The organism is Bhargavaea sp. GQ12 (genome assembly GCF_059758705.1).
The window spans coordinates 26,224-50,782 of sequence record NZ_JCAXEU010000006.1; the positions used below are offsets into that span (position 1 = coordinate 26,224).

22 protein-coding genes, 1 pseudogene and 1 other annotated feature are annotated in these 24,559 nt (G+C 54.7%); of the genes and pseudogenes, 18 read left to right on the top strand and 5 right to left on the bottom strand.

Annotated elements, in window-relative coordinates:
• Window positions 1-46: 46 nt before the first annotated feature.
• Window positions 47-634: a tRNA 5-(aminomethyl)-2-thiouridylate-methyltransferase MnmM gene (mnmM, locus tag AC6CHQ_RS07255; RefSeq protein ID WP_251238379.1), complete on the bottom strand. Its 588-nt coding sequence runs from the start codon at window positions 632-634 to the stop codon at window positions 47-49.
• Window positions 635-803: 169 nt separating this feature from the next.
• Between mnmM and AC6CHQ_RS07260 the strand changes: the two genes are divergently transcribed.
• The 4 genes and pseudogenes from AC6CHQ_RS07260 to AC6CHQ_RS07275 form a co-directional block, all read left to right on the top strand.
• A complete protein-coding gene (locus AC6CHQ_RS07260) occupies window positions 804-1,997 on the top strand; it encodes an MDR family MFS transporter (RefSeq protein WP_251238380.1) in 1,194 nt (397 codons plus the stop codon).
• 158 nt (window positions 1,998-2,155) lie between these two features.
• Window positions 2,156-2,842 carry a CoA transferase subunit A gene (locus tag AC6CHQ_RS07265; protein ID WP_498081195.1) on the top strand — a complete coding sequence of 229 codons (687 nt, stop codon included), beginning with the start codon at window positions 2,156-2,158 and terminating at the stop codon, window positions 2,840-2,842.
• Window positions 2,843-2,863: 21 nt separating this feature from the next.
• Entirely contained in the window at window positions 2,864-3,520 is a 657-nt protein-coding gene (locus AC6CHQ_RS07270) for a CoA transferase subunit B (RefSeq protein ID WP_251238382.1), read from the top strand.
• Between the two features lie 62 nt (window positions 3,521-3,582).
• Window positions 3,583-3,835: pseudogene (locus tag AC6CHQ_RS07275) on the top strand (AAA family ATPase); the annotation flags it as partial.
• A 37-nt stretch (window positions 3,836-3,872) separates the two neighbouring features.
• Here AC6CHQ_RS07275 and AC6CHQ_RS07280 read toward each other — a convergent pair.
• Window positions 3,873-5,105 carry a CynX/NimT family MFS transporter gene (locus tag AC6CHQ_RS07280; protein ID WP_251238383.1) on the bottom strand — a complete coding sequence of 411 codons (1,233 nt, stop codon included), beginning with the start codon at window positions 5,103-5,105 and terminating at the stop codon, window positions 3,873-3,875.
• Between the two features lie 141 nt (window positions 5,106-5,246).
• Window positions 5,247-5,460 (top strand) — a binding site (T-box leader).
• Window positions 5,461-5,507: 47 nt separating this feature from the next.
• Between AC6CHQ_RS07280 and leuS the strand changes: the two genes are divergently transcribed.
• Window positions 5,508-7,922 carry a leucine--tRNA ligase gene (gene leuS, locus AC6CHQ_RS07285; RefSeq protein ID WP_251238384.1) on the top strand — a complete coding sequence of 805 codons (2,415 nt, stop codon included), beginning with the start codon at window positions 5,508-5,510 and terminating at the stop codon, window positions 7,920-7,922.
• A gap of 157 nt (window positions 7,923-8,079) precedes the next feature.
• Here the strand turns inward: leuS and AC6CHQ_RS07290 are convergent, their stop codons facing one another.
• On the bottom strand, window positions 8,080-9,354 hold the full coding sequence (locus AC6CHQ_RS07290; RefSeq protein WP_498081196.1) for a BaiN/RdsA family NAD(P)/FAD-dependent oxidoreductase: 1,275 nt from the start codon (window positions 9,352-9,354) through the stop codon (window positions 8,080-8,082).
• A 161-nt stretch (window positions 9,355-9,515) separates the two neighbouring features.
• Here AC6CHQ_RS07290 and AC6CHQ_RS07295 point away from each other — a divergent pair, with 161 nt between their 5' ends.
• A complete protein-coding gene (locus AC6CHQ_RS07295; RefSeq protein WP_498081197.1) occupies window positions 9,516-11,126 on the top strand; it encodes a putative polysaccharide biosynthesis protein in 1,611 nt (536 codons plus the stop codon).
• 9 nt (window positions 11,127-11,135) lie between these two features.
• Window positions 11,136-11,846 carry a pseudouridine synthase gene (locus AC6CHQ_RS07300; protein WP_498081198.1) on the top strand — a complete coding sequence of 237 codons (711 nt, stop codon included), beginning with the start codon at window positions 11,136-11,138 and terminating at the stop codon, window positions 11,844-11,846.
• Between the two features lie 71 nt (window positions 11,847-11,917).
• On the opposite strand, the gene AC6CHQ_RS07305 is transcribed toward AC6CHQ_RS07300, so the two are convergent.
• The gene (locus AC6CHQ_RS07305; protein WP_092051998.1) at window positions 11,918-12,139 is read right to left on the bottom strand and encodes a DeoR family transcriptional regulator; all 222 of its coding nucleotides are present in this window, start codon (window positions 12,137-12,139) and stop codon (window positions 11,918-11,920) included.
• A 273-nt stretch (window positions 12,140-12,412) separates the two neighbouring features.
• On the opposite strand from AC6CHQ_RS07305, the gene pepV reads away from it, so the two are divergent.
• Genes pepV through AC6CHQ_RS07330 form a run of 5 tightly spaced genes read left to right on the top strand, consistent with a single transcriptional unit; the run spans window position 12,413 to window position 17,197 of the window.
• Window positions 12,413-13,819, top strand: a complete 1,407-nt coding sequence (pepV, locus tag AC6CHQ_RS07310; protein WP_498081199.1) for a dipeptidase PepV — start codon at window positions 12,413-12,415, stop codon at window positions 13,817-13,819.
• Between the two features lie 25 nt (window positions 13,820-13,844).
• Window positions 13,845-14,696: a D-amino-acid transaminase gene (dat, locus tag AC6CHQ_RS07315; protein WP_251238389.1), complete on the top strand. Its 852-nt coding sequence runs from the start codon at window positions 13,845-13,847 to the stop codon at window positions 14,694-14,696.
• Between the two features lie 4 nt (window positions 14,697-14,700).
• Window positions 14,701-15,627, top strand: coding sequence for a diacylglycerol/lipid kinase family protein (locus AC6CHQ_RS07320; RefSeq protein WP_498081200.1), 927 nt, complete (start codon window positions 14,701-14,703; stop codon window positions 15,625-15,627).
• A gap of 10 nt (window positions 15,628-15,637) precedes the next feature.
• Window positions 15,638-16,291: a tRNA (guanosine(46)-N7)-methyltransferase TrmB gene (gene trmB / locus AC6CHQ_RS07325; protein ID WP_251238391.1), complete on the top strand. Its 654-nt coding sequence runs from the start codon at window positions 15,638-15,640 to the stop codon at window positions 16,289-16,291.
• 21 nt (window positions 16,292-16,312) lie between these two features.
• Window positions 16,313-17,197, top strand: coding sequence for a YtnP family quorum-quenching lactonase (locus tag AC6CHQ_RS07330; RefSeq protein ID WP_251238392.1), 885 nt, complete (start codon window positions 16,313-16,315; stop codon window positions 17,195-17,197).
• A gap of 234 nt (window positions 17,198-17,431) precedes the next feature.
• Here the strand turns inward: AC6CHQ_RS07330 and AC6CHQ_RS07335 are convergent, their stop codons facing one another.
• Window positions 17,432-17,746 carry a PepSY domain-containing protein gene (locus AC6CHQ_RS07335; protein WP_092051981.1) on the bottom strand — a complete coding sequence of 105 codons (315 nt, stop codon included), beginning with the start codon at window positions 17,744-17,746 and terminating at the stop codon, window positions 17,432-17,434.
• 166 nt (window positions 17,747-17,912) lie between these two features.
• Between AC6CHQ_RS07335 and AC6CHQ_RS07340 the strand changes: the two genes are divergently transcribed.
• The 6 genes from AC6CHQ_RS07340 to AC6CHQ_RS07365 all read left to right on the top strand — a co-directional run bounded on the left by AC6CHQ_RS07340 (window position 17,913) and on the right by AC6CHQ_RS07365 (window position 24,543).
• Complete coding sequence (locus tag AC6CHQ_RS07340) at window positions 17,913-18,986, top strand: M42 family metallopeptidase (RefSeq protein WP_251238393.1); 1,074 nt, start codon at window positions 17,913-17,915, stop codon at window positions 18,984-18,986.
• Between the two features lie 65 nt (window positions 18,987-19,051).
• Entirely contained in the window at window positions 19,052-19,594 is a 543-nt protein-coding gene (locus AC6CHQ_RS07345; RefSeq protein ID WP_498081201.1) for a DUF84 family protein, read from the top strand.
• Window positions 19,595-19,658: 64 nt separating this feature from the next.
• Window positions 19,659-20,192, top strand: a complete 534-nt coding sequence (locus tag AC6CHQ_RS07350; RefSeq protein WP_251238395.1) for a hypothetical protein — start codon at window positions 19,659-19,661, stop codon at window positions 20,190-20,192.
• 40 nt (window positions 20,193-20,232) lie between these two features.
• Window positions 20,233-21,048, top strand: coding sequence for a DUF1444 family protein (locus AC6CHQ_RS07355; protein ID WP_092051972.1), 816 nt, complete (start codon window positions 20,233-20,235; stop codon window positions 21,046-21,048).
• Window positions 21,045-21,650: a YtpR family tRNA-binding protein gene (ytpR, locus tag AC6CHQ_RS07360; protein WP_498081202.1), complete on the top strand. Its 606-nt coding sequence runs from the start codon at window positions 21,045-21,047 to the stop codon at window positions 21,648-21,650. Before AC6CHQ_RS07355 ends, ytpR begins: the two co-directional genes overlap by 4 nt.
• A 199-nt stretch (window positions 21,651-21,849) precedes the next feature.
• On the top strand, window positions 21,850-24,543 hold the full coding sequence (locus AC6CHQ_RS07365) for a DNA translocase FtsK (protein WP_251238397.1): 2,694 nt from the start codon (window positions 21,850-21,852) through the stop codon (window positions 24,541-24,543).
• Window positions 24,544-24,559: the final 16 nt, after the last annotated feature.

Genomic DNA, 24,559 nt, shown 5'->3' on the forward strand with positions numbered 1-24,559 from the left:
CTTTATACCCTTGTCCTTCCAGGATATGCGGACGGGAGGCTACCTATCAGTCCAACAGTTCCGGTTTACTGAATTCTTTTTTCTTCTCGAATGTGACGAGAAAAGGCGGATGTCCTTTCTGGTTGATCAGTTCATAACGTGCCACGTCGACATCGGATTCCCGGAGACGGAGGGCATATGCGAGGAGAGCATCCCTTTCCAGGTCACCGCCTTCATGACCGTCATAAACACAAACTGTGATCAGCCCGCCTTTTTTTAGGAGGCCGAGAAGTGCATGCACAGCCCTGACGGTCGTTTCCGGCTTGGTCACGACAGTACGATCGCCTGTGTTCGGGAGGAATCCGAGGTTGAACATCGCACCGCCAACAACTCCTTCCGCATAGTCCGCCACATGGTCATGGCTGTCCAGGATCAGTTCAGCGCGTTCCGCCAGCTTTCCGAGGCGTGCCCTCGTCGCATTCAGCGCGGCCTGCTGGATGTCGAATGCCAGGACATGTCCCTCCGGACCGGTGAGTTCCGCCAGAAACAGGGTGTCATGCCCGTTGCCGGCAGTTGCATCCACGACTGTCTCCCCTGGCCGGACGGTCCGCTCCATCAATTTTCTCGCCTGCGCGAGTGCACGGCCGAGTTCCATGATGATCACTCCTTTAAAAGCCTATGTTTTCTCTATCCTATCATCCTGTCCGGCGCCGCTCCATTGAACAATGGATTGACAATGTTCCAACATCAGGCATCCGTATTGAAATACATGCGCAACGGGCATACAATCATTGAGTTGTAAATGAAAAACAGGGGGTGGGGACATGCCAAGAAGCGTCTGGCTCCTCGTCATCGGAATGTTTGTCAATACTGTCGGGAACTCGTTTATCTGGCCGCTCAATACCATCTATCTGCACGACCATCTCGGGAAGTCGCTGTCTGTCGCGGGGCTTGTCCTCATGGCCAACTCCGCTGCGGGGATCGTAGGAAATATGCTGGGCGGGTTTCTTTTTGACAGGATAGGAGGCTACCGGTCAGTCCTGGCCGGCATCCTGATCTCGCTTGTGGCACTTGTCGGGCTCGTGTTTTATCACGACTGGCCCCATTACGTCTGGCTTCTGGCGCTGCTCGGGTTCGGAGGCGGCATCGTATTTCCAAGCATGTACGCCATGGTCGGCACAGCCTGGCCTGAAGGCGGACGGAAAGCCTTTAATTCAATCTACCTTGCAAACAACGCAGGAGTCGCCATCGGACCGGCTCTGGCCGGACTTGTCGCTTCCTATAACATTGAATACATTTTCGTGGCCAACACCGTGATGTATGTTCTTTTCCTTCTGATCGCGGCTGTTGCCTACAGAGGCTTCAAAATCGATCCTGCGACACACACATCGGTCATTAAAGAAAAACGGACGATACGCGAAAAAGCGCCGCTCTACTCTCTGACGATCATGCTGTCCGGGTTCTTCCTGACATGGCTGGTATATTCGCAGTGGACAACCACCCTGTCGACCCATGCCATCGACATCGGTATCTCGCTGGGTGAGTACAGCCTGCTTTGGACGATCAATGGGGCACTCATCGTTCTTGGGCAGCCCCTGATCCGCCCGATCATCAAACGCTTCGAGGACCGGCTCAAGGTCCAGATGCTGATCGGCATCATCATTTTTACGGCTTCGTTTGTCGTCGTCGGCTTTGCAGAGTCGTTTGCGATGTTCGTGACGTCCATGGTCATCCTGACATTCGGTGAGATGTTTGTCTGGCCGGTCATCCCGACCATTGCCAACTCACTGGCACCGCCGGGAAGGGAAGGCTTTTATCAAGGCATCGTCAACAGTGTCTCGACTGGCGGCCGCATGGTCGGTCCGGTGATCGGCGGGGTCCTGGTCGACCTTTACGGGACCCATATTATGCTGATCATCCTGACCGCCATCCTCAGCTTCGCGATCCTGACAAGCCTTTTCTATGATGTCCCCCTTAAAAGGGAGGCGGCGAGGCAGTCGGTTGCCCACCGCCCTTAAAATAGGATTCTGACCGGCAGCATTCCGCTGCCGGTTTATTTATATCCTGGGCTTCCGGGGTTCGGCCTGAATTGTTCCGATTGCATTGCAACATTTGCAGTGTTCTGATTAAATGAAGTTAGAAACGCTTTCATTTAAGAGGACCGGAGGGGGATTTTATGAAACAGATCTATGACCAGGCGGCTGAAGCTGTCGCGGATATCAAGGACGGCGCCACGCTGATGGTCGGCGGCTTCGGCCTTGTCGGTATTCCGGAACAGCTGATCCTTGCGCTTGCGGACAGCGGGGTCAAGGACCTGACTGTCATTTCCAATAACTGTGGAATCGATGACTGGGGACTCGGGCTGCTGCTTAATAACCGCCAGATCAAAAAGATGATCGGCTCCTATGTCGGAGAAAACAAGGAATTCGAGCGCCAGGTGCTGAGCGGCGAGCTGGAAGTCGAGCTGACGCCTCAAGGGACGCTTGCGGAAAAGATCCGTGCCGGCGGAGCGGGCATTCCTGCTTTCTTCACACCTGCGGGGGTCGGTACGCCGATCGCGGAAGGCAAAGAGACACGGACCTTCAACGGGAAAGAATATGTTCTCGAAGAAGCGCTGACAGCCGATTTTTCACTTGTCAGGGCTGCAAAAGCGGACAAACTTGGCAACCTGGTCTACAACAAGACCGCCCAGAACTTTAACCCGATGATGGCTGCTGCCGGCGCAGTGACAATCGCCGAAGCCGAAGAAATCGTGGATGCCGGTGAGCTGGATCCTGCAACGGTCCACACGCCAAGCATCTATGTTCAGCGACTGATCCAGGCAGAACAGGAAAAACGCATCGAGCGGCTTACGACGCGCTGACGGAAAGGGGAGAGAACGAGAATGGATAAAGCACAGATGAGGGAACGCATCGCACGGCGTGCGGAGAAAGAGATCCATGACGGGGACTATGTCAACCTCGGCATCGGGATGCCTACGCTCGTGGCTAACTATATTTCGGATGACAAAACGGTCATCCTCCAATCGGAAAACGGTCTCCTCGGTATCGGGCCGTATCCGGAAAAGGACAAAGTTGATCCGGATCTCATCAACGCCGGCAAGGAAACTGTAACGGCGATCAGCGGAGCGGCTTATTTTGACAGCGCAGAGTCATTCGCGATGATCCGCGGAGGGCACGTGGATGTCGCCATCCTCGGCGGCATGGAGGTTTCTGAAAGCGGGGACCTGGCCAACTGGATGATTCCCGGAAAGATGATCAAAGGGATGGGCGGCGCGATGGACCTGGTTCACGGAGCCAAGAAAATCATCGTCATCATGGAGCACGCCGCCAAGGACGGTTCCGCGAAGATCAAGAAAGAATGCTCACTTCCGCTTACCGGAAAAGGGGTTGTCGACATGATCATCACCGAGCGCTGCGTGATCGAGGTGACAACGGAGGGACTCAAGCTGAAGGAAGTGTTTGAAGGCTTCACGGTTGACGACATCCTTGGCTCCACCGAAGCGGAACTCGACATCAGCGAAGTAAACCAAAAAGCATAAAAAAGAGCCGGAAAAGGAGACTTTTCCGGCTTTTGTCTGCGAAAGGGGTGGAAAACACGTGCATGACAACAAGTTATTGGAAGGCGGATGTGATGCTGACCGCACTAGGGGCAGGGAGACATGTGTTGCTTGAAGATGTGCCGGGCACAGGAAAAACACTACTCATCAAGACAAAGGCGGCGGTCAGTGATGCTGAATTCAGCCGGATCCAGTTCACGCCGGATGTCCTTCCGGGTGATGTCACCGGCATCCGGTTCTTTAATATGAAAACGCGAGTTCGAACATCGGAATGGGCCCGTCATGAGAAACGCATTATAGAAGCAATGCCCCGTGGTGGCGGGGCATTGCTCGTTCAAGGCAGTTCAGGGGAAACCGGAACGGTTTTTTCATCTCGGCCTGCTTTCAGACCGGCCAGGCAGAGGAGGACGATTGTCACAATGAACATCCAGAGGGATGCTGTCCAGTTTCCGTACAAGTCATGAAAAGCGCCAAAAAGAACCGGACCGGCCGACGCAAGCAGATAGCCGAACGATTGCCCCATGCCGGAAAGAGCAGCGGATTCGGAGGGTGTATTTGTCCGAAGCGCAAAGAACATCATCGCCAGTCCGAACGCAGCTCCGCCTGAAATGCCCATCAGGATCATCCAAAGAGGTGTAAGCGACAGGTTTTCCGAAAGCAGCCCGCCATACCCTGCCAGATAACCAGCGGTAATGAGGATGACAAGAATCCGTTGGTCTTTTATCCGGCCGGCAATGATCGGAATCATGAAAGTGAACGGGATTTGGGAAAACTGGACCAATGAAAACATCCAACCGGCCCGTTCCGCATCCATGCCCCGGCCTGTCAGAACTTCCGGGACCCAGGCTGCTGTCGTAAAGAACATGACGGACTGCAGGCCCATGAAGAGGGTGACACCCCAGGCGAGGGGGGATTTCCAAAGTGGTCTCGGTGCTGGCCCTTCCGCTGAACCTGAAGCGTTAAGGACCGGTTGTTTGATCACCTGTGGAAGCCAGATGATGGCCGCGACAACCGCAAGCACCACCCAAATGCCGAGGGACATCCTCCAGCCCAGTGGCGTGGCAGAGGCAAGAGGCGCGCTGACCCCGGCCGCCAGTCCTGCCGAGAGGTTCATGGATACGGTATAGATTCCGGTCATCAGGCCTACCTGCATCGGGAAGTTCATTTTGACAAGGCCCGGCAGCAGCACGTTGCCGAATGCGATGGCAACACCAAGAAGGATTGTTCCGGCAATCAGAAATTCCGTGCCGCCTGATGAACGCAGCATGATCCCGGTAGCCAGAATGAGGAGAGCGATGAACAGGCTACGCGCCATTCCGATCCGGTCCGCGATCTTGGGTACGGCAGGAGACACGGCGGCAAATGCCAGCAGCGGAATCGTGGTCAGGAATCCGGCTGTCGTGCCGGAAATCGAGAGGTCTTCCATGATTCTGGAGATGACGGGTCCGACGGATGTCAGCGGGGAGCGGAGCGTGAAGGCGATAAAGACCACACCGAAAAGCAGAAGAACTGTGGCCGGCTTTAAGTCGATCTTTTTCGAGCGGAATGAAGGGGTGTTACCGTCCAAGAAGAACGCCTCCCGACTGATTTGTGCAAATTTTGGGAAATAGATCAAACATCCTTAATCGTAACACCGGACATCCATATAGTAAACGTCCCGCAGACACTTGCGGCACACTCTCTGTTTCGGGTACAATGATGGCAATACTTGAGGGCGTCGAAGGGGAATAGTAGGCAGCCCGATCCTTCCAGAGAGCCGGCGGTTGCTGAGAGCCGGCAGGATCGGCATGCCGAACTCACCCCCGAGTCTGCATCACCGGCACGCAACTGCCGGGCGGTGCCGTTTTCCGCGTTAAGGATGAGCTGGACGGCTTGCCGTCAATGTGGGTGGCACCGCGGGAGGATCGACTCTCGTCCCTGACTTTTTTGGGGACGGGAGTTTTTTCATTTTAGGAGGGAGAAAAAAAGCATGAGCTACAAACACCAAGAGATCGACCGCAAATGGCGGACGTACTGGGAAGAAAACAAAACATTCAAGACGGTCGATGAGCCTGAGAAGCCGAAATTCTATGCACTGGATATGTTTCCGTATCCATCCGGCGCAGGACTCCATGTCGGGCACCCGCTCGGTTACATCGCTACCGATATCCTGAGCGGATTCAAGCGGATGCAGGGATATAATGTACTCCACCCGATGGGCTGGGATGCATTCGGCCTTCCGGCTGAACAGTACGCGCTAGATACGGGGAACGACCCGGCTGAATTCACCGCGAAAAATATCGCAACATTCAAGCGCCAGATGCAGGAGCTCGGCTTTTCGTATGACTGGGACCGGGAGATCAATACGACCGACCCGGACTACTATAAGTGGACGCAGTGGATCTTTATCCAGCTTTATAAAAAGGGTCTTGCCTACGTTGATGAAGTCCCGGTCAACTGGTGCCCGGCACTCGGTACGGTGCTCGCGAATGAGGAAGTCATCGATGGAGTTTCCGAGCGCGGCGGCCACCCGGTTGAACGCCGTCCGATGCGCCAATGGGTGCTGAAGATCACCGAATACGCCGACCGTCTGCTGGAAGACCTCGACGACCTCGACTGGCCGGACAGCCTGAAAGAGATGCAGCGGAACTGGATCGGCCGCTCGGAAGGCGCACAGGTCAAGTTCGGGATTGACGGAACCGCTCTGTCGTTTGAAGCGTTCACGACACGGCCTGACACACTTTTCGGTGCGACTTATGCCGTTCTTGCCCCTGAGCACAAGCTTGTGGACCAGATTACAACCGACGAACAGCGTAGCGCGGTCGAAGCCTACATCGATAAAGTGAAGACGAAGAGCGACCTTGAACGTACGGATCTTGCCAAAGAAAAGACCGGCGTCTTCACGGGAGCTTATGCGATCAACCCGGTAAGCGGCGAAAAGATGCCGATCTGGGTTGCGGACTATGTTCTCGCATCGTACGGGACGGGTGCCATCATGGCTGTTCCTGCGCATGACGAGCGCGACTACGAGTTTGCCAAAGAATTCGACCTCCCGATCGTCGAAGTCGTGGCCGGCGGAAACGTCGAGGAAGAAGCCTACATCGGCGACGGAGAACATGTGAACTCCGGCTTCCTGAACGGCCTCGGCAAGGAAGAGGGCATCACGAAGGCGATTGAATGGCTTGAAGAAAACGGCAAGGGCGAGAAGAAAATCACATATCGGCTGCGCGATTGGCTGTTCTCCCGCCAGCGCTATTGGGGCGAGCCGATCCCGGTCATTCACTGGGAAGACGGTTCTATGACGACCGTTCCGGAAGAAGAGCTTCCGCTCATGCTTCCGAAAACGGACAATATCCGCCCGAGCGGCACCGGTGAATCTCCGCTTGCCAACATTGAAGAATGGGTGAACGTCATTGATCCGAAGACCGGCATGAAGGGCCGCCGCGAAACAAACACGATGCCGCAGTGGGCCGGCAGCTGCTGGTACTACATCCGCTATATCGATCCTAATAACTCCGAACAGATCGTCGATCCTGAACTGGCCGAGCGCTGGCTGCCGGTCGACATTTATGTCGGCGGCGCTGAACACGCGGTGCTCCATCTGTTGTATGCCCGGTTCTGGCACAAGGTGCTTTACGATATCGGCGTCGTCAAGACAAAGGAGCCGTTCCAGAAGCTCTTTAACCAAGGTATGATCCTTGGCGAAGGCAACGAGAAGATGTCGAAGTCGAAGGGCAATGTCGTCAATCCGGACGATATCGTTGAAAGCCACGGCGCGGATGCGCTCCGCTTGTACGAAATGTTCATGGGTCCGCTGGATGCGTCGAAGGCCTGGTCGACAAACGGCCTCGACGGCTCCCGCAAGTTCCTCGACCGGGTATGGCGCCTGTTTACAGAAGCGGACGGCACGCTCGCATCGAAGATCACCGAAGAAAACGACGGCACACTTGATAAGGTCTACAACCAGACCGTCAAGAAAGTGACCGAGGATCTTGAGAACATGCACAACAATACCGCGATCTCGCAGATGATGGTATTCATCAACGAAGCGTACAAGGCCGACAAGCTTCCGAAGGAATATGCGGAAGGCTTCGTCAAGCTGCTGTCGCCGATCTGCCCGTTCATCACGGAAGAACTGTGGCACATCCTCGGGCACAGCGACACGATCAAGTACGAAGCTTGGCCGACATACGATGAGTCGAAATTGGTCGATGACGAAGTGGAAATCGCTGTCCAGATCAACGGCAAGGTCCGTTCGAAAGTCGTCGTGCCAGCAGATGTCACGAAGGAAGACCTCGAAGCGGCTGCACTTGCGGAACCGCGCGTCAAGGAGCTTACGGAAGGCAAAGACATTAAGAAAGTCATCGCCATCCCGGGCCGCCTTGTAAATATTGTTGCTAAATAAAAACTGAACACTGCAGACCCGGAGCCGTTATGCTCCGGGTCTTTTTAAAGCGTGAGCGCACATAGGGTTAGCCGCAAGCGCACATAGAACCTGCACGAGCGCACATAGAATGGTGCAGCGCACACAAAACCGCCCGCTGACAGTCAGCGGGCGGTTATTATTCTTCTTCTTTCCCTATAGCCAATTTGCCGGCACTCATGCCGGCAATTCGGCCGGTGACGAGGGCGGATGTGATGTTGTAGCCGCCGGTGTAGCCATGGATATCAAGCACTTCACCGCAGAAGAAGAGGCCTTCCTTTTTCTTCGAAGCCATCGTCTTTGGCCCGATTTCTTTGACCGACACGCCGCCGCCCGTGACAAATGCCTTCTCGATCGGCTGTGTGCCGTTCACGGTCATTTCAAAAGCATGAAGGGATTGCGCAAGTTTTCTCAGTTTGTCGTGGGCGATCTGGCCGGCAGGGGCAGCCGGATCGATGTCGGCGCGGTCCATGAGGAATAGCAGCCAGCGTTCCGGGACGAGACCTTTCCACAGATTTTTCGCAGCTTTCTTCGGCTCTTCCTTGCCGGTGCGGACAAGCTGCTGGAACGTTTCTTCCGCGTTTTGGTCAGGCATCGCGTCAATCCGCATCGCGACCGGCTTGCCGCCGTTTTTCTTTCGTTCCTTCACGACGAACTGGCTGCATCGGAGGATCGCAGGTCCGCTCAGACCAAAGTGGGTGAACAGCATGTCCATCCGGTGGGTGACGAGTGTCTTGCCTTTTTTGTTCAGGACGGAAACGGCCGTATCACGCAATGCCAGCCCCTGAAGTTCCCTTGAGCGGATAAACGGCTCATCGGAGAGGAGGGGAACTTCCGTCGGATACAGTTCCGTAACGGTATGGCCCGCGCGCTCTGCCCATGGATAGCCATCACCGGTCGATCCTGTCTGAGGGACGGCTTTGCCGCCGGTCGCGACAATGACCGCTCTGGAACGGATCTCCTCGCCATCTTCCAGACGGACGCCGAGAATATGCTCGTCGTCCATGAGAAGTTTGGCCACGCGTGCCCCAAACCGGACCTTTACCCCGAGTTTGTTCAGTTCACCCGTCAGGGCGTTCACGACATCCATCGCCTGGTCAGACACCGGGAACATCCGGCCGTGGTCTTCTTCCTTCAAGGGCACGCCGAGGCCCTCGAAAAAGCGGATAATATCCCGGTTATCGAAAACGGAAAACGGACTGTAAAGGAACCGCCCGTTGCCGGGGATATGCCGGATGATTTCGTCGTATTCGAGGTTGTTCGTCACATTGCAGCGGCCGCCGCCGCTGATGGCGAGCTTTTTGCCCAGTTTATTTCCTTTTTCAATCAGCAGCACGCGGGCGCCTTCCGCACCGGCTGCCGCTGCGGCCATCAGGCCGGACGGCCCGCCGCCGATCACAATTACATCTTGCATATGAAAATGCTCCTTTCGGATGCTGCGTACTTTATTGGTTGTCTTTACCCGCTCTGGCCCTTGGCCCGGCCACCATTATACACCGTTTCCCCCAAAAGAATTTGAGATATTGGCCCGGGCGGAGTAAACTGGTCTTTAGCTTATAAGAATGGAAGGGTCACATGTCATCGAATCTAGTCAAAGGAACGGCGATTTTGTCGATCGGCCTGTTCCTGTCCAAGGCACTCGGTCTTTTGTATGTCATTCCGCTCTATGCAATGGTCGGAGAGGAGAACCTTGGCCTCTACCAGTATGCCTACATACCCTATAACATCATGCTTTCATTTGCGATTTCGGGCATGCCGATCGCCGTTTCAAGATATGTATCGAAATACAATGCGCTCGGCGATTACCAGGCGGGCAGGAAACTGCTCAAATCCAGTCGTCGAATTATGCTTGGGTCCGGTATCGTCTCGTTCCTCCTGTTGTTCTTCCTGGCAGAACCGATCGCCCAGATTGTCCGGGCCAGTGATGAACAGGTATTCACAGTTGATGAAATCGCGGGAGTCATCCGCCTCGTCAGCTTTGCGCTGATTATCGTGCCGTTCATGAGCCTGACGCGCGGTTTCTTCCAGGGGTACCAGCAATTCACCCCTACTGCGGTCTCCCAGCTGATCGAACAGATTGTGAGGATCCTATTTGTCCTTGCCGGCGTGTATATTGTCCTCAATTTCACGGAAGGCTCTGAGAAGACCGCGATATCATATGCGGTATTTGCAGCGTTTGTCGGGGCTGTCGCCGGCCTTGCCGTGCTTTATTTCTACTGGAGGCGGGAAAAGCCGCAGATGGACAATCTGCTTGCGGAAAGCACCGGTAATGCGGACATCCGGCTCAAGGATATGTACCGTGAACTGATCGTCTACATCTTCCCGATCGTCCTGGTCGGTCTGGCAAACCCGCTGTTCCAGCTCGTGGATATGCTTACGTTCAACCAGGCGATGCAATCAATCGGGCTTGCATCGGTTTCCGACGGGCAGCTCGGGATGCTGAACTTCTCCACACATAAGATCGTTATGATTCCGGTTATGGTAGGGACGGCGTTCTCCATGGCGATCATCCCGATTGTGACCGGCTATTACACGAAAGGCGACCGGCTCGGCATGACCCGATCGCTCGACCAGGTATTCCAGATTGTCGCGTTCCTGACACTGCCGATGATCACTGGCCTGATGATTCTTTCTGACGAGCTTTATCATCTGCTGTTCGAGCAAAGCCGCGTGGGGGCAGATATCCTGAGGACATACGCGCCGGCGTCTCTGCTGTTTGCGCTCTACTCGGTGTCGGGTGCGATTCTCCAGTCGATCGACCGCCACAAATGGATCATCCTGAACCTGATGATCGGGCTTTTCCTGAAGCTCGTCCTGAACATCCCGCTGATTCGCATGTTCGAGGCGGAAGGCGCGATCTACGCCACGGTAATCGGCTACGGCGCTGCCGTGGCACTGAACATCGGCGTGGCGATCTACACGCTCCGATACCGGTCCCGAATGGTCATCCGCAGGCTGATGCTGATTCTCCTGTTCAACGCCATTATGGGACTGGCTGCCTGGTCAGTGCTGAAAGGGCTCTATCTTTTCGGACCGGCAGACGGAAAAGGGGATGCATTCCTCTATACACTGATCACAGCTGTGATCGGTGCCGTGGTATATGCAATCCTTGCTTTCCGTTCGGGACTTGCGCAGAAGTTGTTCGGTGACCGCCTGAAGCGGATCACCAAAAAGTTTGGAATGTGAGGTGCCGGAATGAGAATCGATAAGTTGCTGTCAAATTCAGGATTCGGTTCGCGAAAGGACGTCAAGGCTCTGCTCAAGCAAGGGGCGGTGTCCGTCGATGGTGTTCCCGTTAAGGATCCGGCGCTCCATGTCGACCCGGACAGCGGGGAAGTGACGGTGTATGGCGACCCCGTTGATTACAGGGAATTCATCTATGTAATGATGCATAAGCCTCCCGGGGTGATCTCTGCGACTGAAGACACAAGGGATCGGACGGTGGTCGACCTCCTCCCGTATGAATACCGCCGATTCAAACCGTTTCCGGTCGGCAGGCTCGACAAAGACACAGAAGGACTCCTGCTTTTGACCAATGACGGAAAGCTGTCCCATGAGCTGCTGTCTCCCAAGAAGCATGTCGGAAAGACGTACTATGCAGTGATCGAAGGGGAAGTGACCGAAGCTGACGGCGATGCATTCCGGCAGGGGGTCGAGCTGGATGACGGCTATGTGACCAAGCCGGCGGAATTGAGCATCCTGCGAAGCGGTCCCGAATCCGAAATCGAGCTCACCATTACAGAGGGAAAGTATCACCAGGTAAAACGGATGTTCGAATCGAGGGGAAAGCAAGTCACTTATCTGAAGCGCCTGACGATGGGGCCGCTTGAACTTGATCCGGCTCTCGGGACAGGAGACTGGCGGGAGTTGTCGGAGGATGAACTGGCAGCCCTGAAAAACAGATAAAGTACGGCGAAACAAAAAAGGACGGCCCCGAATCTCGTTCGGGGACCGTCCTTTTTAGTATGTGTACACACTTATGAAGACAGCTTCACACGTTTCTTCGTCGTTGTCCATTTGCCCCGGCTTGGACTGCTCACCAGGCCATTGAAGGCAAGCACGCTCAAATCTCGTTGCACCGTGCGCGGAGTGATGCCGAATGCGTCGACCAGGTCATCGGTCGTTACGGTGCCGCGATCACGGATGTATAAATAAACATCCTTAATACGGATCAGCATCCGGTCGGTAGTCGGTTTCAAATTACAACCACTCCTTCATCATATTCTCCATGGCAAGACCAGCGGACGACCTAAAGCTTCGAGCGCTGCTCGATACTTTTCGGTTGAGGGCGTACACATCCTTTTGTCGTTTTGAGCTAGGGCTCGCTATCATTATACAATAATAGTTTGACTATTCCAATGCATCTAACATTTTTTACATCTTCTTTACAGCACTGTAACAAAGGGCCGCGTGCTTTCAATTTATCCCTGATTGTGTAGAATGGCAGTATAAAAACGAGAGGCGGGTGCCGCATGGAATGGAACAGGAAAGCGGAACAGTCCGAAGAAAAGATGGTCTCCGATCTGAAGACTCTGATCTCAGTCGAGAGTGTGCTTGATGAATCGGCAGCAACCCTGGAAGCACCATTCGGGCCGGGCCCGAAAAAAGCGTTGGACTGGCTGCTGGAGCAGGGCAGAAAAGCGGGCATGGCGATCAAAGAGGTAGGGGGTGCAGCCGGCCACATTGAGATCGGCCAAGGAGACGGGCTGCTCGGCATCCTTTGTCACGTGGATGTTGTGCCTGCCGGTGATGGCTGGCAGACGCCGCCTTTTGAAGGCCATGAACGGACCGGGAGAGTGTATGGCAGAGGGGCCATTGACGACAAAGGACCTACCATCGCGGCATTCCATGCCATGAAGTTGGTCAAGGACGCCGGTGTCCCCCTCAACAAAAGAGTCCGGCTGATTGTCGGAACAGATGAGGAAAGCGGATTCCGCTGCATGAAGCGTTATTTCGAAAGCGAGGAAATGCCGGAGATGGGGTTCGCACCTGATGCGGACTTCCCGATCATCAATGCCGAAAAAGGGATTGCGGATCTTGTTTTTTCCCATTTGCCCGGCGAAGATGCCGGACCGCTCCGCTCATTCAGTTCAGGAGACAGGACGAACATGGTTCCCGACCTTGCCCGTGCAGAACTGGCAGTCCCGGCTGCGGAAATCGGGGAGGCCTTCCGGGTGTTTCTCGACGGGCGGGGCATAACAGGAAATCTGGACGGCGACGAAAATTCCTGCACAATCAGTATTCGGGGGAAAGCCGCACATGCCATGGAACCGGAAGACGGAATTAATGCCGGTGTCCTGCTCGCGGAGTTCCTTGAACCTTATCTGAACGGGGCATCGGCCCGCTTCGCTTCCTTTGTCTCACAGGCCTTCGGTGAAGATTCCAGGGGTCGGGCACTGGGATTGGATTTTTCCGATGAAATTTCCGGCGAGACCACACTCAATCCGGGGATTCTGACGTATAATGGGGCAAAGGGAGGCGAGGTCTCCGCCAGCATGCGATATTCCGTTACTTACCCGAAAAAAGAGAAACTGGCCGCGTGCCGTGAAGCGCTTGAAGGATCCGGCTTCACAATGGATATTGCTTCGGATTCCCCGCCCCACCATGTGGATGCCGGTGATCCGCTGATCCGTACACTCCGCGAAGTGTACGAGCGGCAAACCGGACAGAAAGCGGAACTGCTTGCAATCGGCGGAGGCACCTATGCCCGGACGCTTGAAAAAGGCGTCGCTTTCGGCATGCTTTTCCCGGGCCGGCCGGATGTTGCCCATCAGGCTGATGAATATGTGGATATCGAAGATCTTGTGAAGGCAGCCGCGATCTACGCGGATGCGATTGCGTCTCTAGCCGGTGAACAGCCAACGGACAAAAACAACTAATTCGTATGAAAGAAGGATTAAAAACATGTCCATGTATCTGATGAATGACCGCTTTGTGAAAAACGATGAAGTGTCGATTTCGATTGAAGACCGGGGATATTACTTCGGTGACGGTGTCTATGAGGTGATCCGCGTCTATGGCGGTATCATGTTCACTGCCGAAGAGCATATCGGGAGGATGTACGAGTCCGCCGAGAAGATCCGGATGACGCTCCCGTACGGGCCGGAAGAGATGCTTTCGAAACTGACCCGCCTGATCGAAGAAAACGGCATTAGGGAAGGCCACGTCTACATCCAGGCCACACGTGGCTCCGCGCCGCGCGTTCACCAGTTCCCGGGAGAGGACACCATCCCGGTCATCACGGCCTACACAAAATCGTATCCGGATGTCCCGGCAGCGCCGGAACCGGCCAAGCTTAAGTCCGTGGATGATGTCCGCTGGCTGCGCTGCGATATCAAGAGCCTGAACCTCCTTGCCAATGTCATGGCAAAGCAGGAAGCCTATGAAGCGGACTGCTTTGAAGCGCTGCTTCACCGTGACGGAACTGTAACAGAAGGCTCGTCATCGAATATGTTCGGTGTGAAAGACGGCGTCATCTACACCCATCCGGTGTCCAACTTCATCCTCAACGGCATCACGCGCCGCGTGATCATGCAGTGCTGCGAAGAACTCGGCCAGCAAGTCAAGGAAGAACCGATGTCTCTTGAGGATGTGTATTCGATGGATGAATTCTTCATGTCCTCGACGACCAACGGAATTTTGCCGGTCAGTGAGATCGATGGGCGGACCATCGGCGAAGGGACTCCGGGCCCGGTCACACAGCGGCTGATGGCTGCATTTGAGGCGAAGCTTCCGGAGCCGGCCCCGACGCGCTAAGCGGATGGAGGCGGTCTTTATCGTCAACCCTGCCGCTCGGGGAGGCAAAGCACTCGGGCGGTGGAATTCATTCAGAGAGACGGCAGCTTTTCCCTATCAGGAATTCATGACGGACGGCCCCGGGCATGCGACGGCAATTGCCCGGGGTTTTGCCGAAAGGCGGGAGGAAGGGATGTTCCTTCTGATTGCATTTGGCGGAGACGGAACGGTTCATGAAATTATCACAGGCGCAGCCGGTGCTGATCACATTGTGGTCGGATCGGTCGGGGCCGGTTCCGGAAATGACTTTGGCCGCGGGTTTCGCTCATTTGCCTCGGCGGCGGAGATCGGCTGGTATCTGGGCGGGGCCCATGACTCCGTGGCTTTTGATCTTGGGTCGGCGGACGGAGATTTTTTCGTCAACAGTTCAGGGATCGGGTTTGATGCGGTGATCTCAAAGGACACAGGCCGGTCATTTCTGAAGCCGCTCCTGAACCGGCTGGGCCTGGGAAAACTGGTCTACGCCATCTACATTGTGCGGACACTTTTTACGTTCCGCACATTCAACCTGGAGGTGAGCGCCGGCGAAGAGAGGCGGCAATACCAAGATGTCTGGTTCGCCACTGTCAGCAACCAGCCGTACTTCGGGGGCGGCATGAAAATCTCACCGGCTTCGGATCCGTCTGACGGTCTTATTGAACTGACGGTCGTCAGCCGTCTTTCACGGGTAAAGCTGCTGCTTGTCTTCGGCAGTGTGTTTTTCGGGGCCCATACAGTCTTCAGGGAAGTGGACAGTCTTCAGGGCCGCTCATTTTCTCTGACAGCAGACCGCAAAGTGCCGCTGCATACCGACGGCGAAGATGCCGGAGACACAGATCCGGAACATCCGGTTGTGTTTAAGGTCCTGCCGGGTGCCTGGCGGCTTGCGGAACAACAACGAATAGGAAGGTAAGGGATCAAATATGAGAGCACGCCATAAACCATGGGCGGAATCGTATATTAATGAAAATCCGGATATCGTCATCCAGGAGCCCGAGCGGCTAAAAGGCCGATGGGAGGAAGAATTTGGAAACGACCGGCCGATCCATATCGAAGTCGGCACCGGGAAGGGCCGTTTCATTACGGGAATGGCAGAGAAGAATCCCGACATCAACTATATCGGTATTGAAATGTTCCGTGACATCATCGTCACGGCGGTCCAGCGGGTGACCGAGGCGGACAAGCCTGCCAACCTCCGCCTGCTGAATGTAAATGCGGAGCGGATGGAAGAGATTTTCGCTCCTGGAGAAGTCGCCCGTGTCTATCTGAATTTCTCCGACCCGTGGCCAAAGGCGCGCCACGCGAAGCGCCGGCTGACCCATGACAACTTTCTCGTCCGGTATGAAAGGATTCTGCCGCCGGAAGGAGAAGTACATTTCAAGACGGACAACCGCGGACTGTTCGAGTACTCCCTCATGAACATGACCGACTATGGCATGAAGCTTGCGGACGTATCGCTCGACCTCCATGCAGACGAGCCGGAGTGGAACATCATGACGGAGTATGAGGAGAAATTCTCCTCCAAGGGCCAGCCGATCTACAGGCTGGAAGCCGCGTTCAGGAACGAAGGGAAGTAAGATTGAATAGGGGGAAATATCATGGACCACTACGAATTTCACGGAATTGAACTGAATTGGCTGGATGGGGGATTCAACCGGCTGGATGGGGGCGCGATGTTCGGCCCGGTGCCGAAGGTGCTCTGGTCGAGGAAATACGAAGCCGACGGGGATAACAAGATTCCGCTCGCGACAGAGCCGATCCTCGTGAGGACTCACGGGAAGAACATCCTGATCGAAGCGGGGCTCGGATCCGGGAAACTGTCCGAAAAACAGATCCGCAATCTTGGCGTGACCCGAGAATCAAGGATCGAAGAAAGTTTGGGGGAACTGGGCCTGACGCCTGACGATATCGACGTCATCCTCATGACGCATCTTCATAATGACCATGCGGCAGGGCTTACGCGCCTTGATGGGGATGGATATGCGTCCGTTTTCCCTAACGCGGAAATCCATGTATCGCAGATCGAGTGGGATGAAATGCGCGAACCGAATATCCGGTCGCGGAATACATACTTCCGGGAAAACTGGGAGCCGGTACAGGACCAGGTCAAGACATTTGAGGACCGGGTGGAAGTCGTGCCGGGGATCGAGATGGTCCATACAGGCGGCCACAGCGCAGGCCATGCGGTCATCAAAATCACGAAAAACGGCGAGACTCTGATTCATATGGCGGACCTGATGCCGACCCATGCTCACCAGAATCCTCTTTGGGTCATGGCGTTTGATGATTATCCGATGGATTCCATCTTTTCAAAAGAGCGCCTCATGAAAGAAGCGCTCGAGAACGGGTACCGGTTTATCTTTTATCATGATGCGTTTTACCGGATGATCCAGTGGGACAAAACTGGAAAGGAAATCACGGACAGCCTGGAGCGGACTCCATTCGATGCGCCGGTAGGCACGGCATCCGAACAGAAGAAATAAACGAGCACGAAAAAGCTGCAGGCCGGCATCCGGTCTGCAGCTTTTTTATAGCTGATGAAATGATAAAACGTTTACTTTAGGAATCAGCCTCAGCCAGCTCCAGCGCCCAACAACTAGCAAACTTCACACTTCTCCACTACGATAAGTCAACATCGGTTCGTTCCTCACCGTGTTTCCTCTCCTTGCGCAGTGCTCCAGTTTGTACGTTGCTTATCGGGCGCTTGCGCTCTTGCATCAGATTTTAGTGATTTCAACGACGGTGCCGGTCCTGGCGTCCGCAGCGAACTCATACTGTTCGTAGGAACCTTCAATCTCACGCGACAAGCCACCGCGGTAAACATCGAGCTCAACGGCTTGCTGATGGAAAGGTTCCGTCTTCATGACAATCCAGGCCCCGTCAATCGGACCTTCTTTCTTGAAAGCATTCTTTACATTTTCAAGGACCTTATCCGGCGAAACATTGCGGTCCGCGCGGTTCACTGCTTCCACGACGGCTGCACCAGCCACGGCGCCTGCAACTGCACCAATGGCAAAATCACGAACGTTCATCCCATTTCCCTCCTGTAGACCGCATTTTCACCAAGTATAACAACCGGGGCGGCGATAGAGCAAGTTTTCATTCAAGCGCCTTTTCGGAATCCGAAAGAGTTTCTATGGAAACCCCGGCCCCCTTCGTCTACAATAAAAAGAGCGACAAAAGGGGAGGCCGACACGAATGAAAAACGAGACACTCACAATGTTTAAAACTCTGACTGAACTGCCTGGCGCACCGGGCAATGAGCACGCCGTCAGGAAGTATATGCGTGGAGAGCTTGAAAAATATTCGGATGAAGTGATCCAGGACCGGCTCGGGGGGATTTTCGGAGTCCGTCACGGCGGTGAAGGCGCTCCAAAAATCATGGTTGCCGGCCATATGGATGAAGTCGGATTCATGGTATCCGGAATCACTGACAACGGAATGATCCGTTTCCAGCCGCTTGGCGGCTGGTGGAGCCAGGTGCTCCTTGCCCAGCGGATTCAGATCATTACTGATGAAGGCCCGGTGATCGGCGTGGTCGGGTCGATCCCGCCGCATCTGCTGAGCGATGCAGTTCGCAAAAAGCCGATGGACATCAAAAATATGCTGATCGACATCGGGGCTGACGATAAAGAGGACGCCGAAAAGATCGGCATCCGGCTGGGCCAGCAGATTGTTCCGGTCTGCCCGTTCACGCCGATGGCCAATGAGAAAAAAATCCTCGCGAAAGCGTGGGACAACCGTTATGGCTGCGGCCTGGCGATCGAACTCCTCAAAGAAGTGCATGGCGAGGAACTGCCGAACACGCTGTACTCCGGGGCAAATGTCATGGAAGAAGTGGGCTTGCGCGGTGCGCAGGCAGCGGCGAATATGATCAATCCGGATCTCTTTTTCGCGCTCGATGCCAGTCCGGCAAACGATGCATCCGGCAACAAGGATGAATTCGGCCAGCTTGGAAAAGGGACGCTGCTGCGAATCTTTGACCGCTCGATGGTGACCCACAGAGGGATGCGGGAATTCGTCCTGGATACGGCAGAAACGAACAATATCCCGTATCAATATTTCATTTCTCAGGGCGGGACCGACGCAGGCCGCGTCCATCTCTCCAATGAAGGCGTCCCAAGCGCCGTCATCGGAATTTGTTCCCGCTATATCCATACGTCGGCCTCCATCATCCATACCGATGACTATGCGGCAGCTCGGGAACTTCTTGTGAAGCTGGTCCGATCGCTGGACCGGACGACTGTCGAGACGATCCGAAGCCAGGCATAATAGAGAAAGGGGCCGATGCGGCCTCTTTTTTCTTCTTACATAATAAATTGATCGGAGGGATCTGCATGAAAATTATCGTCGGCTCTGCCAACCGCTCAAAGATGGCGGCGGTCAGGGAAGCATTTGCCTCGCTGGACATGGACGTGGAAGTATTCGGAGCTGAAACAGAGTCCGGTGTCCCGGGTCAGCCTGTTGGAGACGAAGAAACATTGGCAGGAGCCAGGAACCGTGCCCTTGCAGCACTGAAGGCCGGAAAGAATTGTGATCTGGCCATCGGTCTTGAAGGCGGTGTGAAGGAACTCGACGGCCGGCTTTTTATCTGTAACTGGGGAGCACTCGCTTTTCCGGACGGTACCGTGTTGACGGCAGGGGGTGCCCAGATCCCGCTGCCCGGGGAAGTGGCTGAACCCGTGCGTATGGGAAGGGAGCTTGGCCCGGTCATGGAGGAGTACACTTCAAGAAGCGATATCCGGCAGAGCGGTGGCGCGGTAGGAGTCTTTACTGCCGGAACAGTCGGCCGCCCGGAGATGTTCCGGCATGTCGTCCTGCTTCTCGCAGGCCAGTGGAGATTTGCTGCGGACCAGGAAGAAGCCGCTCCGGAGCAGTAAGTTGCAAGCCGCCCCGAACAACTTTAAAATAGTGGGGATGAACTAACGGAAGCGGGGGAACAAAATGGGCAAGGGGCTTCGCCTCATAGCAGGATTCACGCTGGCGGCGCTGCTCGCCGGCTGTTCGGCAACAATCGAAGAACGGGCCGCAGAAGGAATAGAAGTTGCCGGCAAGGCGTTTGAGGATAAAGCAAAGAATCCGAACACGGAAATCGGCAATGCCAGTTTCTATAAGCCATTCGGCTTCGAGATTCAGGAAGGCTCTGATGAACAGAACATCGTGCTTGAAAAGGGTGGCGATACATATGTACTGTTCATCAACCCTAATGAAGGAAAAGAAAGCCGGCTGTTTTATGACCTTCTTTATGCAGACCCATCCAAGGAAATCCTCGAAACCGGTACGTTTGAGCGCCATAACACATTCGGCTTTGCTGGAGCGGCAGTTGGGGCCGGAGAACGTGTGGAACTGGTGGCCGGAAGCGGCGGAAGAAAAATCACGACGCTCTCTGAAGAGGGAGAAGTCAGGAAGAATCTCAAGACGATGATGGAGATTGTCCGTTCTGTCGAGTATGATGACGGCGCGGTCGCGAAGGAATAAACCGGGACAGGAAGCTTCTGTCCGGGAAGGAGGCATGTTCATGAAAGCATCCGAATTGGTGCGGGAACTAAAGCAAAGGCTTGGAGAATCCAGGTTCAACTGGGACTTCGACCGGCAAAACAACCGGCTGCGGATGAAGCATCAGACACTCGGCAAGGGACTTGAGCTGAGCCTGCCGCCGCTGCTTGCGAAAATTGAAAACAATCCGGCCACGGCGCTGGACGAAGCGGTCTATACGATCAATGAGACATTCACTGCGATGGAGCGCGAAGCAGAGGAAGGGTTCAGCGGTGAAGATAGGATTTATCCGGTGATCCGCTCGACCTCTTTCCCGCAAGAGTCAAAAGAGGGAAAAAGGTTCGTGACATCGGAACATACGGCGGAGACCCGTATTTTTTATGCGCTGGACCTGGGCCAGACCTATCGCCTGATCGATGAGTCGATGCTGCAGGATCTCGGCCTGACAGACCAGGCCTTAAAGGAGTCCGCGCGCTTCCGGGTACGGCAGCTGCCAACTGACTTTAAAAGGGATGAAGTCGCCGGGAACGTCTATTACTTTGTAAACAATAATGACGGCTACGATGCTAGCCGGATTTTGAATGAGCCCTTCCTAAAAGAGATGGAGCAGAAGTCTGAGGGTGTCATGACAGTCTCTGTGCCCCATCAGGATGTCCTTATCATCGGAGACATCCGCAATGACACAGGCTATGATGTACTGGCACAGCTGACAATGCACTATTTTACTGTCGGTCGGGTACCGGTGACCTCGCTGTCGTTTATTTACGAGAACGGAGAACTCGAGCCGATTTTCATTCTTGCGAAAAACCGGCCTGAAGGAAAGGAAGAAAAGGAATGAATGCATTCTATAACCTAACGGGTGTCGGTGACGTGCTGATGGTTCAGCTTGTGCCGGATACACCCGCGGAAATCATGTCGGAAACGATCGGTGATGTCACACTGATCCGTGATACGGCATCCGGCGATGTGGCGGGCTTTAACCTGTTCCGCGCTTCGGAATATGTGCAGCTGCAGGGCGAAGGCAAGATTGAAGCAGATGAAGCGTTTCTTGATCAGCTAAAGGAAGCCTTCACGAAAAACGGAACAGAGTTCAACTTTGATGTCGATCTTTCACCGAAGTTTGTCGTCGGCCATGTGTTATCCAAAGAAAAACATCCGAATGCAGACAAGCTCAGCGTCTGCAAGGTTGATGTCGGTGAGGAAACGCTTCAGATCGTCTGCGGTGCTCCGAACGTGGGCGAAGGCCAGCATGTCGTCGTGGCGAAGCCGGGTGCTGTTATGCCATCGGGAATGGTCATCAAGGATGCTGAACTGCGTGGGGTTCCATCGTCCGGAATGATCTGTTCCGCAAAGGAGCTCGCACTTCCGGATGCTCCTCAGGAAAAGGGGATTCTCATTTTGAATGGTGATCAGACTCCGGGAGAGCCTTTCCGGTTCTGAAGCCCTATTTTCATCTTAGCAATCTATGGTTTAAACGGATCAGCAGCGGTGCGCAAGTCTTCTGTTAAGAAGGCTTACGATAACCGCTGCTGTTTATTTTTTCGTGAGAGGGGGGCTATTTACCTATCAGGGGACTGTTTGATTGAAACCACCTATGCTGATAGAATAAAGTGATTGATCTTGGAAAGAGTGATAACTATTGAACTGGTTTAAACGGCTGCTAAACAAAGTCACAGAAGAAGAGCCGATGGATGATCTCGGGAAAACCGATTACATAGAACGAAAAGAAGAGGCTCCGGAAAAGGTGGAGGTCGGACGTCCGAAGTTCCGTTTCCCGCTTATTCCTGATGAAGGTGAGGCAACAGAAACCGAGCCTCTTCCGGCTCCGCCGCCACCAAAAGAAATCCGTGCTCCAAGAGAGCAGTTTGCTCCGTCCGGCGGCGGACGTCTGCCGCTGCCCAAACATCTGCGGGACGTCGGTCAGCAAAGCAGGAGAACCTGGGAAGAACGCCCTCCTGTGCGACGCGACCCAATGAAGACCAAATTCCGTGAAGTGCCGGAGAGTACAGTACGGGCAGCAATGTCCGCGCTGGAAGAGCGTCCGCAGCCACCAAAGCAGACACGGGGGTTCAGGCCTTCCGCCGTACCGTCTCCGGTATACGGATTCAAGAAACCGGCACCGCCGGAAGAAAAGCCGGACCCGCTTCCGGTCGAAGCTCCCGAGACGGGGCTTGCCGATCGGATCCGCGAAAGGGAAGAACCGGACGGCGGACGCAGTGCTGAAAAAGTGATCAACGAGCATGCCGCCGGCTCAGAATTGCCGCTGCCGCAAGCCAAGAAAGAAACGTCTGGCTCCATACAGAATAATGCCCGCGCGGAAAATGTCCGCGTTTCCGAATTTGAAGTGAAGAAGGAAAACCAAAAAACGGAGAAGCCCTCAGAACTTGTCATCACCCGGGTTTCGGACCTAAAGACATCAGCGGAAGCGGCTTCGGCAGAACAGCCGAAAACGGCAGTAACCGAGGAACAGCCCGCTGAAGTACTTGTGCCGGAACGTAAGGAAACATCGGCAGAGCCAATAGTGGAAGAGCGTATTGTACAGACGGAAGTGAAAACGGAAGAAGAAGCTGCCGTCCCGCGGACATCCCGGCACACACGCAAGTCGGGTACGCCGTTTAATGTTGTGATGCTGAAATCCGATAAACAGAAGCTCGAACAGCTCGAACAGCTAAAGGGCCTCAAGCCATCAGTGAATCAGGGCAGCGCCCGCAGACAGGAAAAAGACCCGGCGGTCGATCAGCCTTCAATGACTGACGGAAGGGAAGAGCCTGAAGCAGCTGCCCGGAAACCGGAAAACGGCATCCATGTGGAGCAAGTCCGGAATGAAGCGCCGCCGGTCCTGGAAAGCAATGCGGAAAGTCATTCCGGCCAGGAGTCCACCGATGAAGAAGACTTGCCGCACTACGTGTTCCCGGACAAAGAATTCCTCATCGAGCCGGAAACCAATACGAAAGATTCGGAATGGATGGAATCCCAGGCGGCCAAACTGGAAGAAGCACTGTCTTATTTCTCAGTCAAGGCAGAAGTGATCGGCATGGTCCAGGGACCTGCCGTTACACAATTTGAACTCAAGGTAGGACATGGAACGAAAGTAAGTAAAATAAGGAATCTGCAAGACGACCTGAAGCTTGCCCTGGCTGCCAGGGACATTCGCATCCAGGCGCCGATTCCGGGGAAAAGCTCGATCGGCATTGAGATTCCGAATCGTGTGTCCAGACCGGTCAGGATTTCAGAAGTGATCAATTCCGAGTCATTCGAGACTTCAGAATCTCCTCTTGAAGCGGTGCTCGGACTTGATCTTGCGGGCCGTCCATCGACCATTGATCTCCGGAAGATGCCACATGGGCTCATCGCCGGTGCGACAGGTTCCGGAAAATCGGTGTGCATCAACTCGATCCTTACAAGCCTTCTTTATAAGGCCTCTCCGGAAGAGCTGAGACTGTTGCTCATCGATCCGAAAATGGTCGAGCTTGCCCCGTACAACAGGATTCCGCATCTTGTCAGCCCGGTCATCACCGATGTCAAAGCTGCGAATGCCGCACTAAAATGGGCAGTAGGGGAGATGGAGCGCAGATATGAACTGTTTGCGCACGGAGGCGTAAGAGATATTGCCCGGTATAACCAAAAGGCAGAAGAACATCGCGAGTTCAGCAAGAAGCTGCCTTACCTGCTTATTGTCATTGATGAGCTGGCGGACCTGATGATGATCGCGCCGGCGGAAGTCGAAGAATCGATCTGCCGTATTGCACAGAAAGCCCGGGCCTGCGGCATTCATCTCGTAATTGCCACACAGCGGCCTTCAGTGGATGTCATCACCGGCCTGATCAAGGCGAACGTGCCGACAAGAATCGCTTTCTCGGTGTCTTCCCAGGTAGATTCGAGGACGATCATCGATGTGCCCGGTGCGGAGCGGCTGCTCGGAAAAGGGGACATGCTTTATCTTGGCAACGGCATGTCCGCACCCGCCCGCCTTCAGGGAACGTTCGTCACAGATGATGAAATCGAACGTGTCATTGAATTTGTCCGCCACTCTGGCGAGCCGGATTACCTGTTCCGTCAGGAAGAACTGATCAAGCAGGCGGAATCGCATGAATCCGAGGATCCGCTTTTTGAAGACGCGTGCCGGTTTATCGCCGAAGCAGGAAGCGCATCGACATCCATGCTCCAGCGCAAGTTCAGCATCGGATATAACCGCGCTGCGCGCCTGATTGACATGCTGGAAGATAGGGGATACGTCTCTCCGCAGAAGGGGAGCAAGCCCCGGGACGTTTATTTGACAGAAGAAGCAGCATCGGTCATCGAACAGCCGGGCGGACCCGCGCATACGATATGATCGGATGGAGAAAAAT